The 16,388-nt window shown below is 33.3% G+C and carries 16 protein-coding genes; 11 read left to right on the forward strand and 5 right to left on the reverse strand.

What is annotated here, in order from left to right:
- Nucleotides 1-2 precede the first annotated feature (2 nt).
- The 3 genes from N4A45_11380 to fabG form a co-directional block, all read right to left on the reverse strand.
- Nucleotides 3-2,057, reverse strand: coding sequence for a hypothetical protein (locus N4A45_11380; GenBank protein ID MCT4665823.1), 2,055 nt, complete (start codon nt 2,055-2,057; stop codon nt 3-5).
- A 9-nt stretch (nt 2,058-2,066) separates the two neighbouring features.
- Nucleotides 2,067-2,429, reverse strand: a complete 363-nt coding sequence (locus N4A45_11385; protein MCT4665824.1) for a four helix bundle protein — start codon at nt 2,427-2,429, stop codon at nt 2,067-2,069.
- 71 nt (nt 2,430-2,500) lie between these two features.
- Nucleotides 2,501-3,244, reverse strand: coding sequence for a 3-oxoacyl-[acyl-carrier-protein] reductase (gene fabG / locus N4A45_11390; protein ID MCT4665825.1), 744 nt, complete (start codon nt 3,242-3,244; stop codon nt 2,501-2,503).
- 152 nt (nt 3,245-3,396) lie between these two features.
- Between fabG and N4A45_11395 the strand changes: the two genes are divergently transcribed.
- The 8 genes from N4A45_11395 to recJ all read left to right on the forward strand — a co-directional run bounded on the left by N4A45_11395 (nt 3,397) and on the right by recJ (nt 11,634).
- On the forward strand, nt 3,397-4,995 hold the full coding sequence (locus N4A45_11395) for an ABC transporter substrate-binding protein (GenBank protein ID MCT4665826.1): 1,599 nt from the start codon (nt 3,397-3,399) through the stop codon (nt 4,993-4,995).
- 59 nt (nt 4,996-5,054) lie between these two features.
- Nucleotides 5,055-5,522, forward strand: a complete 468-nt coding sequence (locus tag N4A45_11400) for a MarR family transcriptional regulator (GenBank protein MCT4665827.1) — start codon at nt 5,055-5,057, stop codon at nt 5,520-5,522.
- Entirely contained in the window at nt 5,519-6,091 is a 573-nt protein-coding gene (locus tag N4A45_11405; GenBank protein ID MCT4665828.1) for a hypothetical protein, read from the forward strand. The genes N4A45_11400 and N4A45_11405 overlap by 4 nt, the downstream gene beginning before the upstream one ends.
- 87 nt (nt 6,092-6,178) lie before the next feature.
- On the forward strand, nt 6,179-6,898 hold the full coding sequence (locus N4A45_11410; protein ID MCT4665829.1) for a glycosyltransferase: 720 nt from the start codon (nt 6,179-6,181) through the stop codon (nt 6,896-6,898).
- Between the two features lie 12 nt (nt 6,899-6,910).
- Entirely contained in the window at nt 6,911-8,413 is a 1,503-nt protein-coding gene (locus N4A45_11415) for a glycosyltransferase family 39 protein (GenBank protein MCT4665830.1), read from the forward strand.
- Nucleotides 8,414-8,505: 92 nt separating this feature from the next.
- On the forward strand, nt 8,506-8,793 hold the full coding sequence (gene gatC / locus N4A45_11420; GenBank protein MCT4665831.1) for an Asp-tRNA(Asn)/Glu-tRNA(Gln) amidotransferase subunit GatC: 288 nt from the start codon (nt 8,506-8,508) through the stop codon (nt 8,791-8,793).
- Nucleotides 8,794-9,867 (forward strand): bifunctional 3-deoxy-7-phosphoheptulonate synthase/chorismate mutase type II, encoded by a 1,074-nt coding sequence (locus N4A45_11425; GenBank protein ID MCT4665832.1) that lies wholly within the window; start codon nt 8,794-8,796, stop codon nt 9,865-9,867. It abuts the gene before it with no gap.
- Between the two features lie 78 nt (nt 9,868-9,945).
- On the forward strand, nt 9,946-11,634 hold the full coding sequence (recJ, locus tag N4A45_11430) for a single-stranded-DNA-specific exonuclease RecJ (protein MCT4665833.1): 1,689 nt from the start codon (nt 9,946-9,948) through the stop codon (nt 11,632-11,634).
- A 123-nt stretch (nt 11,635-11,757) separates the two neighbouring features.
- On the opposite strand, the gene cdd is transcribed toward recJ, so the two are convergent.
- Together cdd and pruA are read right to left on the reverse strand one after the other, a co-directional pair.
- Nucleotides 11,758-12,246 carry a cytidine deaminase gene (gene cdd / locus N4A45_11435; GenBank protein ID MCT4665834.1) on the reverse strand — a complete coding sequence of 163 codons (489 nt, stop codon included), beginning with the start codon at nt 12,244-12,246 and terminating at the stop codon, nt 11,758-11,760.
- 116 nt (nt 12,247-12,362) lie between these two features.
- Nucleotides 12,363-13,982, reverse strand: coding sequence for an L-glutamate gamma-semialdehyde dehydrogenase (pruA, locus tag N4A45_11440; protein MCT4665835.1), 1,620 nt, complete (start codon nt 13,980-13,982; stop codon nt 12,363-12,365).
- Nucleotides 13,983-14,218: 236 nt separating this feature from the next.
- Between pruA and N4A45_11445 the strand changes: the two genes are divergently transcribed.
- The 3 genes from N4A45_11445 to N4A45_11455 are packed head-to-tail and all read left to right on the forward strand — an operon-like array spanning nt 14,219 to nt 16,378.
- On the forward strand, nt 14,219-14,671 hold the full coding sequence (locus N4A45_11445) for a DUF1569 domain-containing protein (protein MCT4665836.1): 453 nt from the start codon (nt 14,219-14,221) through the stop codon (nt 14,669-14,671).
- A complete protein-coding gene (msrB, locus tag N4A45_11450) occupies nt 14,668-15,114 on the forward strand; it encodes a peptide-methionine (R)-S-oxide reductase MsrB (protein MCT4665837.1) in 447 nt (148 codons plus the stop codon). Before N4A45_11445 ends, msrB begins: the two co-directional genes overlap by 4 nt.
- Before the next feature lie 4 nt (nt 15,115-15,118).
- Nucleotides 15,119-16,378 (forward strand): PrsW family intramembrane metalloprotease, encoded by a 1,260-nt coding sequence (locus N4A45_11455; protein ID MCT4665838.1) that lies wholly within the window; start codon nt 15,119-15,121, stop codon nt 16,376-16,378.
- Nucleotides 16,379-16,388 lie beyond the last annotated feature (10 nt).

Genomic DNA, 16,388 nt, shown 5'->3' on the forward strand with positions numbered 1-16,388 from the left:
TTCTATAACAAACCAAAATATCTACGAATAAACCACTCGAGTAATGCAAGGGTGAGAATGATGAGTAGTATTTCCCAAAAGTCAAATAAACTTTTAGCACTCGTAAGAGTATAAGATTCATTTCTGATGTCTTGACTTTCTAAGAATTTAATGAGTTCTTTTTTGTTTTTGAAACTGAAAAATAGTCCATTAGTTTCCTTGGAAATTAGACGTAATAATTGATGATCAGCTTGAAGGTTTTCAAGTTCTAAATCGTTTTTTAAAGACTCAAAAGTACCAGAGTAAATCGTTTTCTTATTTTTTATAATGTGATAAGTATAGATTCCGATTTCTTCAAAGATCAAGTTTTTCTGATATTTTCCATCAAGTTTATCGAGTGTTTGATTAATCTTATTTCCTTTTGGAGAAGTGATTTTGAGCTCCAAAATATCTTTATTTACGGCTTCATACGAATCATTGTAAGTCAAAACTTCTAGGATATTCTCCGTATTCACGAAGCTTCTTTTTGGAAATTGAATATAGATTTTTCTTTTGTTCTTTTGAATCCCTAGTAACCTGAAAATATTTTGGAATAATAAATCAAAGTCTTGATGATTTTCTTCTTTTTGAAAATAGTTCATTCGCCATTTCCAAAAACCTTCTCCTTCAATTATGGCAAATGCATTTTGGTTGTTTTTACTAAAACTAATTAAAGGCTTATTGGTTTTTTGTCCAAAGGCTTTTTGAGAGAGCAATGTTGTGGTAGGTGCCGTGGTCTGGATCGGGATAAATGGACTTAGAAGAGGTGGGAATTCGTCGAGTTTTTTATTCCAAATTTTTGGGATTTCAAATTTCTTAAAATCTTTTTCAAGCGCTGCTTCCGTTTGGCTCGTAATAAAAGTAGTTTGTGCAGGTTTTACAAACTCTGGAGCACTTTTTTGTAAGCTTTGTCTATCTGAGTGTGAGGAAAGCTTTAATAAAAAAGGCTTTTTTAGTTCCAATGTTTTTTGAAAGAGTGGGATCGTATTTTTTTTGAATCCCAAAAAGCTAATAATGTCATATTTTTTAAGATCTATACTTTCAAACTCTTTTGATACAAGATCTGTTTTGAAATCAAGATTTCCTTTTAGAGAATTAATAAGCACCAAGTGATCTGGGTGAATTTCCGACGCCACAAATAGTACTTTAAATGAAGCATCGATTACCTCAATTTGGATGTTTTTAATATTGTTTTTAATATTTTTTTCGCCATCAAGAATTTCTATAGAAACTTGATATTTTTGTTTTCCTTTTTCTTTGGCTTCTATGAAAATTTTTTCGCTAAAGAAATCCTGTTCTTTTTTTGGTTTCCATTTTTTAGAATATATCGTTTTTCCCTTTTGATTTTTTACAGAAATATGAGCTGCTTGCTTTGTGTAATCTTGTATTTTTAGATCAAATTCTAAAGGAAAATCATTGCCCAAAAATGCTAACTGATTTGCAAATAATCTAGAAATGCTTCGGTCTGGGTGTTTGGTAGTATCTCCCATTCCGATAGTGTGAACAGGGAATAAAGGTTTCGGCGAAAGCCATTTTGGATGATATCCTTGGTTGTAAATCCCATCGGAAACGAGAACTACTCCAGCTATTTCGTCTTGATGATAACGCTGATTTAGCTCATTGATAGCATGGGATATGTTTGTGAAGTCGCCGTTTGTTTTTGTAGAATCTTTGGAAATATCTTCTCCAAAAAATAGCGAAACAACTTCTGGGGAAGTAGCCTTATTTCTAAACTTAGTTTTGTTTAGAAACGGCTTCCAGTCAAAAAAGCGGTTCTGAAGTGTAGATTTGGAAATATCTTCCAAAACAATCAGCTTCTTTCTAAACTGTTCTGTTTGTTCCTGTGTTATTTCCCATGGGAAAAGAAGAAGGGTAATAAAATAGAATACGAATGCTCTCAATAAAATTAGAATTGACTTGAGAACTTTTCCCAGCTTTTTCTTCGAGAAAAAGTGATAAAATAAAAAAGATACTAAAAGGGACAATAGAAATATCAATATTCCTGTTGTCCCCAAAAAACTTGTTAAAGCCGTATTCATGCTTTTAGCTTAGTATGAGGATTTTGTTTTTTTTGAAATAGAAATAAAAATGGCAATCAATTCCGAAGCTTCAGAGCTGAATTCATTGAAGTCGTCTTCTGCTATTTGATCAAGATCATACAAAAGTTCTAGCCAATAAATGCAAGTATCTGCATTTTGGATAATATTTTTCAACTTTGTTTGAAAATCACCACTATTTCTACTCTTAAAAGCTAAGCGAGTAATCAATCCTATTTCTGTGGCATGATTCATTAATCGTCTCCAAATATGTTGATCAACTTCATTCGTTTTCAAATTATTCCTACAAAATTCTGTTATTTGTAAGGCATAACGATAGGTCCTGTCTTTTAAATCTCCATTTCTATTATCCATAATTTTTAAATCCGTTTAATTTGAGAGAAAGGTTTTATCCAATAATAAAGCCAAAAGCTCAAGATTACTTTTTAGGTAAGCATTCCACCACAAGTATTGATTACTTGTCCTGTAACATAAGCAGACATATCTGAAGCTAAAAAGACGGCAACATTTGCAACATCTTCAGGTTGTCCAGCTCTTTTTAAAGGAATAGAATTTGTCCATCCTTTTACTACATCTTCAGGGAGTTTATCGGTCATTTCTGTGGCAATAAATCCTGGAGCAATTACATTACAACGGATATTTCTTGCTCCTAGCTCAAGTGCGATAGATTTTGAGAAACCTATAGCTCCAGCTTTTGAAGCGGCATAGTTTGCTTGTCCTGCATTTCCTTTTACACCTACTACCGAGGAAATATTAACAATAGAACCTTTTCTTTGTTTAAGCATGGTTCTTTGAACGGCTTTTGTAAGGTTGAATAAAGATTTCAAATTCACTTCCATGACTTTATCATAATCTTCTTCGCTCATACGCATCAAAAGGTTATCTTTTGTAATTCCTGCGTTATTCACAAGGATATCAATAGAACCACCTAATTTTTCTAGAGCAACTTCTACTAGGTCATGTGCTTGTTGAAAATCAGAAGCATCTGATTTGATAGCATAGGCATCTACTCCCATACCTCTTAATTCTTGCTCAAGAGCTTTGGCAGAATCTTCTGATGAAACATAAGTGAAAACTATATTGGCACCGTTTTCGGCGAACTTTTGTGCAATACCTTTACCAATACCACGAGTGGCTCCAGTAATAATTGCTGTTTTTCCGTTTAGCATTTTATTTTTCTTTTAGCGAATTTATAAAGTTGCAAAATTAAATTAAAAAAACAAAGTATTGGCTTTAGAAATCTCAAAATAAGGATAAGAAAGCTTTGTTGCATAAATTTCTTTTAGGAGCTTTATATTTGTTTTTTTATAATTTTAAGTAGATGATTATCAAGAAGTATTTTTCTAAACTAATGATTTTATTGGTTCTACTCCTAGTTTTGTCTTGTCAAAATAGTGGAGAACAAAAGGATAAAATGATTTTTCGGTACAATGAAGTATCAAATATTCTCACACTAGATCCTGCTTTTGCTAAAAATCAAGCGCATATTTGGGTATGCAATATGCTTTATAGTAATTTGGTAGAACTTGATGATTCCTTGAGGGTCGTTCCATCCGTTGCTAAAAAATGGGAAATAGATTCCAGTGGCTTATATTATACATTTTACCTTAGAGAAGACGTGCAATTTTACCATCCCGAAATAGGGAAAATAGAACTTGAAGCAGAAGATTTTGAGTTTTCGATAAAGCGTTTGATGGACAAAAAGACTGCTGCTCCTGGGAAATGGATAACTAAGGATATTGAATCAGTTGTGGCACTGGCAAAAAATGAATTACAGATTAAACTAAAGAGTCCTAATTCAGTATTTTTATCTTTAATGACCATGAAATATGCTGCAGCAATTTCAAAACAACATTATAAAAAAGTTGGAGAGACTTATTGGGAAAAACCTTTAGGCTCTGGTCCGTTTCATTATCAACTTTGGGAAGACAAAGTAAAGATGGTGTTGAGAAAAAACCCAATATATTTCGAAAAAGACAAACAAGGAAATTCTTTACCCTATTTAGATGCTGTATCTATTTCTTTTATCCCAGATAAATTAACCGCATTTTTAGAATTTATAAAAGGAAATATCGATTTCATTTCGGGGATCGATGCTTCTTATAAGGATGAAATTCTTGATAAAGATGGGGAACTTCAAGAAAAGTATAGAAAAAAAATACGACTTCAAAAAAACAGTTATCTGAATACAGAATATTTAGGAATCTTAGTCGATTCCAATGCTGTTTATCCATACAATAATCGAGCTTTTAGGAAAGCCCTAAACTTTGCATTTGATAGAAGATTAATGATGAAGTTTATCAGAAATGACATTGGGTATCCCGCAGAAAATGGTTTTATTCCAAAGGGATTGTTGGGTTTTTCTGATGAAAAAGTCTTTTTTTACAACAAAGATAGTGTCGAGCATTTTTTGAGCCAAGCAGAATATGCTAAAAAAGGAAGTCCTGTGATCGAAATTCATACCAATAACTCCTATTTAGATCTTTGTGAATACATACAAAATAGCTGGGGAAATCATGGTATAAGAACTGAAATTAAGGTACATCCGCCATCTACTCTAAGACAGAAGATTTCTAAACAGCAAGCACCTATATTTAGAGCCAGTTGGATTGCCGATTATCCCGACGCAGAAAATTATCTCTCGTTATTTTTTAGCGAAAACTGGGCTCCAAACGGACCGAACTATACGCACTTCTATAACAAAAAATTTGATTATATTTACAAAAAATTAGTAAAAACTTCAAATACTCTTAAAAAAATAGATAATTATAGGGAATCACAAGCTGTGGTTTTAGAGCATGCACCATTAATTCCGCTGTATTATGACGAGGTATATTTGTTTACCAATCGGAACACTAAAGGCCTTTCAATTAACCCAATGAATAATACTTCCCTAAAATTAGTTATTAAATCACGGTGATATCATATACTGAAAAGTTTATTACCTTTGAAAGTAAATACATCTAAAACTATACTGATATGAAAGGAGAAATTAACACAATTGAGAACATTTTGGGTTCAAAAGATCCCTATGCACTTGATATCTCTACGGCACTAAATGTGGTGTACACGGCGGAGTCTATTAAGTATTCTGAGGAATATTTTTTTAAACAATTCAAATTGTCTGCTCAGCAATATAATGTTTTAAGAATACTGAAAGGATCTTTGGGTACTCCACTAAGTCTTTTGGAGCTCCAAAGCCGTATGATTCGAAAAATGAGTAATACCACAAGACTTGTTGATAAACTTATCGAAAAAGGATATGTTCATCGAAAACTTTGTGAAGATAACAGAAGAAAGGTGGAAATTACCATCACAAAAAAAGGAATGGATATTTTGGAGAATGTTACACCAGGGCATTTGTCTCTTATTGAAGAAAGTTTGCGTAACTTGAGCGAACAAGAAAAACAAAGTTTAATCCAACTTCTAGAAAAAATACGTCAATGATAAAAAAAATACTTCTCGTTTTAGCCGTAATTTTTGGGCTCAATCCTCTATTTGCACAAAATGAATCTCAAGAATTTTTAGTAGATACAAAAAAAAGTAGCACATTCTGGTCTGCCACAAAAGGCAAAAAGAAAGTCCATGGAGAAATAGCGATTAAAGACGGAAGTATTCTGAGTCTAAAGGATGAAAAAATACAAAGGGCTCATATTATTATTGATGTTACAAAACTGACGATCTCAAACCTAAAGGGAGAGGAGTTAGATGCGTATAATGCTTTTGTCCATAGTAATTTCTTTTTATTCACAGAAAAATTTTCTGAAATCCAAGTTTTTGTTGAAAAGTCAACACCAAAGACAGAAGATTTAATTGCAATAATTGCGTTTCAAGGAGCAAAAGCACAATACCCTTTGAAAATCAAAAATAAAAAAGTAAAAGACGAAAATTATTGGGTACTTGATTTTAAGATCAAGCACCCTTTTTTAAAGGATGATCTAGCGCCTGAAATAAAGGAAATAATGCTAGATGAAGACCTCTTATTTACTTTGAAAATTTTTCCAAAGAAGCAATAGCTATTTTTTTTGAGAATTCTCATCTTATTTTATAAGAGATTATAAAAGGTATATTGTATATTTGACGACGCTTAAGTCTATTGAAATATGTCAAATTTGTATATAATTATTCCTTGTTATAATGAGGAGAAGAGACTTCATCAAAATGAAGTAGAAAAACTACTTAATTTAATTCCAGAAAGTAAAATCATTTTTGCTAATGATGGGAGTACAGACCAAACCGTTTCTGTACTTCAAAGTATCCAAAAAATAGCACCTGATAGAATTGAGATTTACGATTTTACACAAAATGAAGGAAAAGCAAAAGTTGTGTATAAATCGATCCATAAAGCATTAGAAAATCCAGAAGTAGATTATATTGCTTATCTAGATGCTGATTTTTCTACCAATGCTAAGAATTTCAAATTGATATACGATGGACTTATGAGTTCTCGCAAAAAATTTGCTTTGGGTTCTAGAGTAAAACTACTAGGAAGACGTATTGATAGAAAAGTATCAAGGCATTATATTGGACGTTTTATTGTTACTTTTTTAGGATTCAAACACGCTTTGCCTGTTTATGATACCCAATGCGGAGCAAAAATATTTCATAGATCCATTTTTGAACAAGCTTTAACAGCACCTTTCAAATGCTCGTGGCTTTTCGACTATGAATTTCTCATAAGACTAAAAAAACAGGATTTACTTAAAGAAGGAATAGAAATTCCTATCCATGAGTGGATTGATGTAGCTGGTTCTAAACTAGGTTATAAATCAGCAATAAAAATTCTAAGGGAAATTTTGACTATTTATTCAATTCCAAAATAACAATCATATCTGATGATTTCGGTATTCAACTCTACGATATCCAAAATGGGACTGAAGCCTATTTTGACCCTATTATTCATTGTTTTTTTCTTGCATTTATGGCTATTTGAAGTGTATATGCCTTGTTGGTATGACATGTCTTTGTTCCATAGTGTGACAGACTCTTTACTCAACGGAAATGGTTTTGATGTTTGGATAAATCCACTATTTAATAGTGAACGAGACATGCTTATGCATGGTCCCGTCTTCTATTTGATACAGGCTTTTATCTTGACCATTTTTGGAAATACACATTTTAGTTTTCTTATTTTAGGTTTTGTGGTTTATTTACTAATTGCCCGATTTTTATGGAAATTTAATGAACCAAAAATCGCATTAATAGCACTATTGTTAATCTCCATGGATGCCGTTTTTGGTAAAAGTATTCACAACGGAAGAATGGATATTTTAGCGGGATTATTTGCCTTTATATCTTATATTTTGGCAGTGGACTTTAAGGGAGAAACAAAGAAAATTACCCTAATTGGACTGTCTGCCACACTTGGATTTCTTACTACTCCACGTGTTGCCGTAGTTTTAATACCCATTGTGTTATACGTTGTTTATGTGCAATTTTTTCAAGCAAAAACCACCAATAAAATCCAAAATATTGCTTGGTTAATCTCTATTCCGTTGGTTTTAGTAAGCGTTTGGGTTTTTGCAGGTTTTGGTGGCTTTGAAGGATTTATTAAATACTTTTTTAAAGACAAAACTTATCATCACAATATCGAAGGAAGTTTGATGAGTAAGTTTGTTGGAGGGAATTGGTTGGTTGTAAAATCACAGATTTATATTAGTTATTCTCTACTGTTGATGACACTTTATGCCGTGATTTTTAAAAGGGAATGGTTTAAGGAAATATGGTTTTCACTTGCTGTTGCAGTCTTTTTAGTTTTCCATTTTATGGTAAAAGATGTGGGTGTTTACACCATGTTGTACCTTCCGATAGCTTATAGTTTTGTCATTCGAATTGCCTTTAGATTTAAGCCTGTTTTTAGAAATATATACTTACTTGGATTTATTGCCTTTGGGATGATGTTGTTTTTTACAAAATCATCATTTTTAGTTCTTTCAAAAGATTATAACCATCCCAAGAACCTAAAAGAATTTATCGTTCAACACACACAAGAAGGAGATAAAATATTAGGTTCAAATGTGAGTTATCTTTCTGCTTTTGAGACAAAAAGAGATTTTAGGCTATGGACTTTTATGGAAGTGCCTATGCTCGAAAATATTGAACATATCTTTAAAGATAAAGATGTGGACTATGTTCTTTTTACCACTTTTGATATCCGAAAAACAAAAAAATATACTTTCCCTGTGAAGCTTGAACCCGTTGCTACTTTAGATCTTAGACCAGCAAAGTATATTGAGGTAAAGAAAAAGCTTTCTAAAACGCCTTTGGCTGGTAATTTCCTGAATGACGAATTTGATATCCAAGGGATGACACTTTATAAAGTAGTGTATCCAGAGTAGTTTTTAAAAAATCCTAAAGACAACTTTCAATAGATTATTTTGCTTAGGATAAATATCTATGTGTAACTTTGGACATTATTATCAGATAAAAGATGAAAGTAGATCATAATACCATAGCTCATTTAGAGCGACTTGCAAAGCTCAAATTTTCGGAAGAAGAAAAGGGTAAAATGCTTCAAGATTTTGAGAAAATTGTCGGATTCGTTGATCAGCTCAATGAATTAGATACTACAGGGATTGATCCTCAAGTGTATGTGAATGAGGAGTTTGATCATTACAGGAAAGATGAGGCAGAAATACTAGTATCTAAAGAAGAAGCACTTAAAAATGCTGCAAAAAAAGACTCTTTCTATATTCGTGTACCAAAGGTTTTAAAATAAATGCTTCAATCACTTTTTGATAAAAAAAACAACCACCGTTGTACCGATTTTATTTGGTCTGGACCTTGTAGTGCCGAGAGTTATGAGCAGGTTTTTGAAACGGCTTCGCAGCTCAAACAAAAAGGAATAGAAACCATTAGGGCAGGAATTTGGAAACCCAGAACAAGACCCAATAGTTTTGAAGGAATTGGTTATCCAGCGTTGGATTGGATGGCGGATATCAAAAACAAATTGTCGGTAGAAATAACGACAGAAGTGGCAAGTGCAAAACATGTAGAAGCTTGCTTAAAATCTGGTTTTGATGCTCTTTGGATAGGAGCAAGAACCACCGTAAATCCTTTTTTGGTTCAAGAAATTGCAGAAAGCCTTAGAGGAGTAGATATCCCCGTTTTTATCAAAAATCCAATTCATGCAGAAATAGGACTTTGGATAGGAGCCATAGAGCGTTTTGAGCAAATGAATATTTCTAAAATTGGAAATATTTTTCGTGGTTTCCACACCATGAACTCAGCCCCATATCGTAATCAGCCCGTCTGGAAACTTGCTTTAGAAGTGAAAAGACAATTCCCAGGAATTCCGATGATTTGTGATCCTAGCCATATTGCAGGAAAGAGAAATTTACTTAAAGGAATTTCGCAAACAGCCATCGATCTCAATTTTGATGGACTCATGCTGGAGTCTCATATTAATCCAGATAGTGCATTAAGTGACTCTTTACAACAACTTACCCCAGCCAATCTTTTCACAATGCTCGAAGAATTGGTTCAGAAAAAAGATCATTTCATCAACCCAGAAATTGTTCAAGAATTTCAAAAAGTACGAGTAGATATAGATCAGCTTGATAAAAAACTTTTAGAAATTATTGAAAATAGAGCCGAGCTTATTGATAAAATCGGGGATTGGAAAGACGCTAATCAAGTACAAATTTTTCAGTTAGAACGATACCAACAGATCTTGGAGTCTAGAAAAAAGTACGCAAAGGATCTTCAATATCTTCCTCAAGATTTTGTACAAGAACTCTTTGAGTTAATTCATAAATTTTCTATTGCTCAGCAATTGGGGAAAAACCAATAATTTAATCCTATTTCCATTCATTTTTCCATAAATTAGTAGGAATCAATAGTAGCATATTGAGCAAAAATATTTTATAGAATGAAAAAATGGGTTCTTGACCGAAAAAATCCTGAGAAAATAACAAACCTTTCCAAGGAACTAAATATATCACCAGCAATAGCTCAACTTTTGCTCAATAGAGGTATTGATTCAATTGAAAAAGCTCATGAATTTTTTAAGCCTCAAAAAAAAGGAATTCATAATCCTTGGCTTATGAAGGACATGGATATTGCTGTTGAGCGTGTTTTATACCACAAAGAACAAAATAACCCCATAATGGTTTATGGAGATTATGATGTGGACGGAACAACCTCCGTAGCCTTGATGTATTCATTTTTGAAGAGTATTCAGGTTGATGCTCAGTTCTATATACCCGATAGATATACCGAAGGTTATGGAGTTTCAGAAAAAGGAATTGAGAAAGCAGTTAATGAGGGCGTAAAACTCATTATATCTTTGGATTGTGGAGTGAAAGCCATTCGGTTAATAGAAAAGGCGAGAAATTCTGGTATTGATTTTATTGTTTGTGACCATCACCGTCCAGGGGCAGAATTACCTCCAGCAAATGCTGTTTTAGATCCTAAAAGAGCTGATTGTAATTATCCTTTTAAAGAACTTTCTGGTTGTGGAGTGGGATTCAAATTAGCTCAAGCAATTGTTGATAAACTTCAAATTTCTGAGGAAATTTTAAATCAGTATTTAGATCTTGTTGCTATTTCAATAGGAGCAGACTTAGTTTCAATAACTGGAGAAAACAGAATATTAGCCACTCTTGGACTTCAAGAGATTAATAAGAGAACAAGAGTAGGTATCCAACCCTTAATAGACAAATTAGAAGAAGTTACAATAGAAAATGTCGTTTTTCAGATCGCTCCAAAAATAAACGCAGCAGGTAGAATTCAACATGCTCATTCTGCAGTAAATATGCTCATTGAAAAAGATGTGCAAAATGCCCAAGATTTATGTGAGAAAATCATTCAGTTTAATGAGACAAGAAGAGATTTTGATGAAGAAATTACTGAATATGCTTGGAAAGAAACGCAAGATAATCAAGAAAAATATCATTATACTAATGTCGTTTCTGGTGCAGAATGGCATAAAGGTGTCATCGGAATTGTTGCATCAAGACTCATAGAAAAGCATTACCGCCCTACAATTGTTTTTACAGAAAAGGAGGGAAAACTTACTGGCTCGGCTCGTTCAATTCCTGGTTTTGATCTTTATGAAGCGTTACAGGCTTGTTCTGATAATATCGAACAGTTTGGTGGTCATTATTTTGCTGCAGGACTTACGATTAAAAAAGAGAATCTTGAAGATTTTAAAAATCAGTTTGAAAAATACGCTAGCAGGATACTTTCAGAAGAAGATTTAATAGAGAAAGTGCATTTGGAAAGTGAACTTAACTTCGATGATATTTCTGACAATTTTTTCAATCAATTAGCGATGTTCGAACCTCATGGTCCAGATAATTTACCTCCTATTTTCGGAGCAAAAAATGTAATTGATACAGGCTGGTCTCGAAAAGTAGGGAAAGAATCCCAGCACATTTCTTTTGCCATAAAACAAAGAGAAAGTAAAAATGCTTTTAAAGGCATTGGTTTCGGAATTGGCGAATCTTTTGCCCAAATGGCACGAACAAATCAATTTGCCATTGCATATTCTATCAAGAAAAACAAATGGAGAGACCGAGAAGAAATTCAGCTAAATATTAAGGATATTAAGTTTTAGAGAATAGTCTTTTGAGGCTATCTGGTCTTATTATGTAAAGAAAATCGCATTTTCTTTACATAGTTGATTTCTTATGTAAAGATTTTTCATTTTTGTATACATAGACTATTGGAAAGTTGGATGCTATTCCTTCAATCCCTTTTCATAAAATCCAAAAGGAAGGATATCGGCTATGGAATTCATAACATATACTTCAGAACTATCAGATTGAAGAATGATTTGGATGTCTGATTCTTGTTTCTGTTCATATTCAAACATTACTTGTCTGCAAGCACCGCAAGGAGATAGAATTCCGAGTGTTTCGAATTTATTGGAACCACCTACAATGGCAACTGAAACAATTTTTGAATCAGAAAATGTAGCTCCATAATGAAAAAAGGCCACTCTTTCTGCACAAAGCCCAGATGGATAGGCGGCGTTCTCTTGGTTAGATCCCAGAACTATTTCCCCATTTTCAAGAAGTAAAGCTGCACCAACTTTAAAATTAGAATAAGGAGCATACGCTTTTGCTTGGGCTTCACGAGCTTTAGCAAGAAGTTTTTGTTTTGCAGTGTCTAATGCTTCTTTATTAGGAAATTCAGAATATTCGAGTTGGAACTGATGTTTTTTCATATTGATTGAAGTAGATGTTTATAATATTTTTAGGTAAAATTCAGAAGATAAATCGATAGAAAAGCCCCCTTTTTTCTATAAAAGGAGGCTTTACAATAAAATACACTTATAATTTTTTATCCTAAGAATGGATATTTAAAATCTGTAGGCGGTACAAATGTTTCCTTGATAGTTCTTGGAGAAACCCATCTAAGAAGATTTAAGATAGATCCCGCTTTATCATTTGTTCCAGATGCACGAGCACCTCCAAATGGTTGTTGAGATACAACAGCTCCTGTTGGTTTATCATTAATATAGAAATTACCAGCAGAGTTTTGAAGCCTTTTACTAGCAGATTCTATGATATAACGATCATTTGAATAGATGGCTCCAGTAAGTGCGTACTCTGAAGTGCTGTCAACAAGATCTAAAGCTGCATCAAAATCATCATAAAGATAAATAGTCATTACAGGTCCAAAAAGCTCTGTAGACATGGTTTCAAACTGAGGGTTGGTAGTTAGTACAACTGTAGGTTCTATAAAGTAACCTTCAGATTTATCATAGTTTCCACCTAAGATAATTTCCGCATCATCAGCAGCCTTTACTTTATCTATATAAGAAGCTAATTTATTGAAAGAACCCTCGTGAATTACTGCATTAATGAAGTTTGAGAAATCTCTTGGCGTTCCCATTTTCATTTCAGCATGTTGTTTACTCATAATTGCTTGAACATCGTTCCAAAGACTCTTAGGAATATAAGAACGTGAAGCAGCAGAACATTTTTGACCTTGGAACTCAAAAGCACCTCTCATGATTGCTGTGGCAACTTCTGCTGCATCAGCAGATTCATGAGCAATAATAAAGTCTTTTCCTCCTGTTTCTCCCACAATTCTTGGGTAGGTATCATAGTTATGGATATTGTTTCCAATTTGTTTCCACAATTCTTTAAATACAAAAGTAGAACCTGTAAAGTGAAGTCCTGATAGTGATTTATGTGCAAAAACTTCATTTGAAATTTCCACAGGATCACCATAAACTACATTGATTACTCCATCTGGTACTCCAGCAGCTTTGAAAAGCTCTACAATCACTTGTGCAGAATATACCTGACTATCTGAAGGTTTCCATACTACAACATTCCCCATCATGGCAGGTGCAGCACATAGGTTTGCAGCAATAGAGGTGAAGTTAAATGGAGTAATTGCATAAATAAACCCTTCTAAAGCACGGTGTTCAAGACGATTCCATATTCCTGGTGCAGATTCTGGCTGTTCTTGATACACTTGCATCATATAGTAAGCATTGAATCTAAAGAAATCAATCATTTCACAAGCAGCATCAATTTCGGCTTGGTGTGCATTTTTAGATTGAGCGAGCATCGTTGCAGCATTCATCTTCATACGGAAAGGACCCGCAAGAAGTTCAGCAGCCTTCAAGAAAATAGAAGCACGGTGCTCCCATGAAGTATTCGCCCATTTTTCTCTAGCCTCTAGAGCATTTTCTATGGCTTTTTTGGTGTGGTCAGCTCCTCCAATGTGATAATGACCCAAGACATGTTTATGCTCATGTGGAGGGTTCATTTCGGCAAGATTTCCTGTGCGGATCTCCTCACCACCAATATACATAGGAATATCGGCTTTTTGATTGTACATTCTATCGTACTCAGCCATTAAGGCTTCTCTTTCCGGAGTTCCCGGAGCATATGATTTCACAGGTTCACAACTAGGATGTGGTACCTTAAAAAAAGCGTTTGACATAGTATTATTTTTTAAAAATAAATGAGTAAGCTAAGGTACAAAATCTGTTTTGATTTTAATGTGTGAAAATTTAGATTAAAAACAAGTGTGGAAAGCCTTTATTTCTTTGTGTTTTTTTGTTTAGAAAGATTTGATTAATAGAATTTATTCTGTTTTTAAGCTCAAAAATGATTATTTCAATACATTTTTTTTTGCTTTGGAGTATATTAGTAAATTGTAACACAAAAATATAGGGGATGAAAAATGTTTTTAAGAAAAATGACGTAGCACTTTTTTTCGAAAGAATTGATAAAATTACACCAGAAAGTCAACCAAAATGGGGAAAGATGTCTGCTGATCAAATGTTGGCTCACTGTAATGTAACTTATGAATACATTTTTGAAGATAAATATAAAAAGCCAAGAGGGTTCAAAAGGTTTTTGTTAAAAGCCTTTGTGAAAAATGCGGTGGTAAATGAAAAAAAATATCCAAAAAATAGTAGAACAGCACCAGATTTTATTATTTCTGATGAAAGAAACTTTCAGCTAGAAAAAGACCGACTTAAAAATTATATGAATCGTGTTTTGGAACTAGGAGAAGATCATTTTGAAGGAAAAGAATCTCATTCTTTTGGGGTGCTCAGTAAAAATGAATGGAATAATATGTTAGCAAAACATTTAGAGCATCATTTAGAACAATTCGGAGTATGATTTTTTGGAAAAACATCATGCATTGGGTGAAGGAAGGAAATCCAAAACCAGACACCGTTGTAGAAAAAACCGAAGAGCAATGGCAATCATTACTCACACCTGAAGTATTTGCTATCACTAGAAAAAAAGGAACAGAAAGAGCCTTTTCTTCTGATGTTTGCCACAGATTTGATCCAGGGGTTTATCAGTGTGTTTGTTGTAAAACACCACTTTTTGATGCCCAAGAAAAATACGATAGCGGATCAGGTTGGCCAGCCTTTTCTCAACCACTAAAAGAAAATTTGGTTGCCTATTCTGGAGACTATACTTACGGAATGGTACGAGTAGAGATTTTATGTAATACTTGCCAAGCTCATTTAGGGCATGTATTTCCAGATGGACCACCACCTTCTGAGTTGAGATATTGTGTAAATGCAATATCATTAGAAAAAATAGAAAAATAACTTTGTGAACATCTTACTAGGTTTTATTGCCTTTTTTATCGCTTGGATATGGGTAGATTACTATCGTTTGATAGATATCTACGAAAAGGACAAACTCAAATATTTCATTATCGTTTTTGTGTTGGGAGCATTATCTGTTCCACTCACGTTTTTTATTGGAGATTTTGTGGAACTTTTCTGGGAAATAGAACTCAATCAAACAGATTTTGTAAATGTATTTCTCTATAGTTTCTTCAACGTGAGTTTGATAGAAGAAATAGCTAAACTCTTACCAATAATTGTTTTTTATTGGGTTTTTAGGAAGCAAGTAAACGAGCCCATAGATATTATAGCATATAGTTGTACTGGGGCTTTGGGATTTGCAACACTCGAGAATTTTTTCTATTATCTGCAATATGGAGAAAGTATTGTGTTGCTTAGAGCCATCATGAGTACTTTAGGGCATATGATGTTTACGGGTTTTATTGCTTACGGATGGGTTCTTTGGCAGTTCAAAATGAGTAGGAAACCAATTCAAGATTGGCTCAAGTTTTTTGTTTTTGCTATTGCGTCTCATGGAGTTTATGATCTCTTTTTGTTTTATCAGCTTGATGAATTTTCATTGACAATCATAACCAATATCTACTATCTTTTTGCAATTAATTGGTTCGCTAAAATAATTAACAACTCCCTAAATAACTCACCATTTTTTGAAGAAAATATTTCTTTTGATTCTCAAAAAGTCTTCAAGAGATTATTACAATATTATGCGTTTGTTTTGGCGTTTCAATTTGCTTTATCTGCTCATCAAAATGGAATAGAAAAGGCCGTAGTGATCACTTTTTCCACACTGTTCTATTCTGTTTTTTATATTCTTGTGGCTTCCTATCGTTTGTCGAGGTTTTTCTTAGTGAAAGGAAAAACTTTAGCACTCAAATGGGAACTACCTTTTAAACCAAAAACAGATAAATCATCGGGCAAATTGTATTTAGAAATGAACACCATAAAGAATAGAGAACTGATACTTCAAAATTATATAAAAGAGCATATAAGAGTGAAGAATTTGCATTTTAGTTCCTCGGTGAATCCCGATTTTTCTCAATGGATTTCTATTAAGATTTCGCATCGTTTTCATAATGATGAACAAAGCTTTTTTTATAAAATAGAAGGAGCGGATGAAGAATTAGCTCTAGATTATTATATACAAATAAAACAAGAAGGAGAGTATTTATTAGAAAACGGATTGCTTGTCGTAGGTTTGTTTCATAAAACAGAGAACAAATGAAATTTAAAAC

The sequence above is a fragment of the Flavobacteriales bacterium genome (assembly GCA_025210805.1).
Classification (GTDB): domain Bacteria; phylum Bacteroidota; class Bacteroidia; order Flavobacteriales; family CAJXXR01; genus JAOAQX01.

Coding starts and splice junctions, on each gene's coding strand:
- N4A45_11380 (MCT4665823.1), bottom strand. CDS start 2,057: ATGAATACGGCTTTAACAAGTTTTTTGGGGACAACAGGAATATTGATA.
- N4A45_11385 (MCT4665824.1), bottom strand. CDS start 2,429: ATGGATAATAGAAATGGAGATTTAAAAGACAGGACCTATCGTTATGCC.
- fabG (MCT4665825.1), bottom strand. CDS start 3,244: ATGCTAAACGGAAAAACAGCAATTATTACTGGAGCCACTCGTGGTATT.
- N4A45_11395 (MCT4665826.1), top strand. CDS start 3,397: ATGATTATCAAGAAGTATTTTTCTAAACTAATGATTTTATTGGTTCTA.
- N4A45_11400 (MCT4665827.1), top strand. CDS start 5,055: ATGAAAGGAGAAATTAACACAATTGAGAACATTTTGGGTTCAAAAGAT.
- N4A45_11405 (MCT4665828.1), top strand. CDS start 5,519: ATGATAAAAAAAATACTTCTCGTTTTAGCCGTAATTTTTGGGCTCAAT.
- N4A45_11410 (MCT4665829.1), top strand. CDS start 6,179: ATGTCAAATTTGTATATAATTATTCCTTGTTATAATGAGGAGAAGAGA.
- N4A45_11415 (MCT4665830.1), top strand. CDS start 6,911: ATGATTTCGGTATTCAACTCTACGATATCCAAAATGGGACTGAAGCCT.
- gatC (MCT4665831.1), top strand. CDS start 8,506: ATGAAAGTAGATCATAATACCATAGCTCATTTAGAGCGACTTGCAAAG.
- N4A45_11425 (MCT4665832.1), top strand. CDS start 8,794: ATGCTTCAATCACTTTTTGATAAAAAAAACAACCACCGTTGTACCGAT.
- recJ (MCT4665833.1), top strand. CDS start 9,946: ATGAAAAAATGGGTTCTTGACCGAAAAAATCCTGAGAAAATAACAAAC.
- cdd (MCT4665834.1), bottom strand. CDS start 12,246: ATGAAAAAACATCAGTTCCAACTCGAATATTCTGAATTTCCTAATAAA.
- pruA (MCT4665835.1), bottom strand. CDS start 13,982: ATGTCAAACGCTTTTTTTAAGGTACCACATCCTAGTTGTGAACCTGTG.
- N4A45_11445 (MCT4665836.1), top strand. CDS start 14,219: ATGAAAAATGTTTTTAAGAAAAATGACGTAGCACTTTTTTTCGAAAGA.
- msrB (MCT4665837.1), top strand. CDS start 14,668: ATGATTTTTTGGAAAAACATCATGCATTGGGTGAAGGAAGGAAATCCA.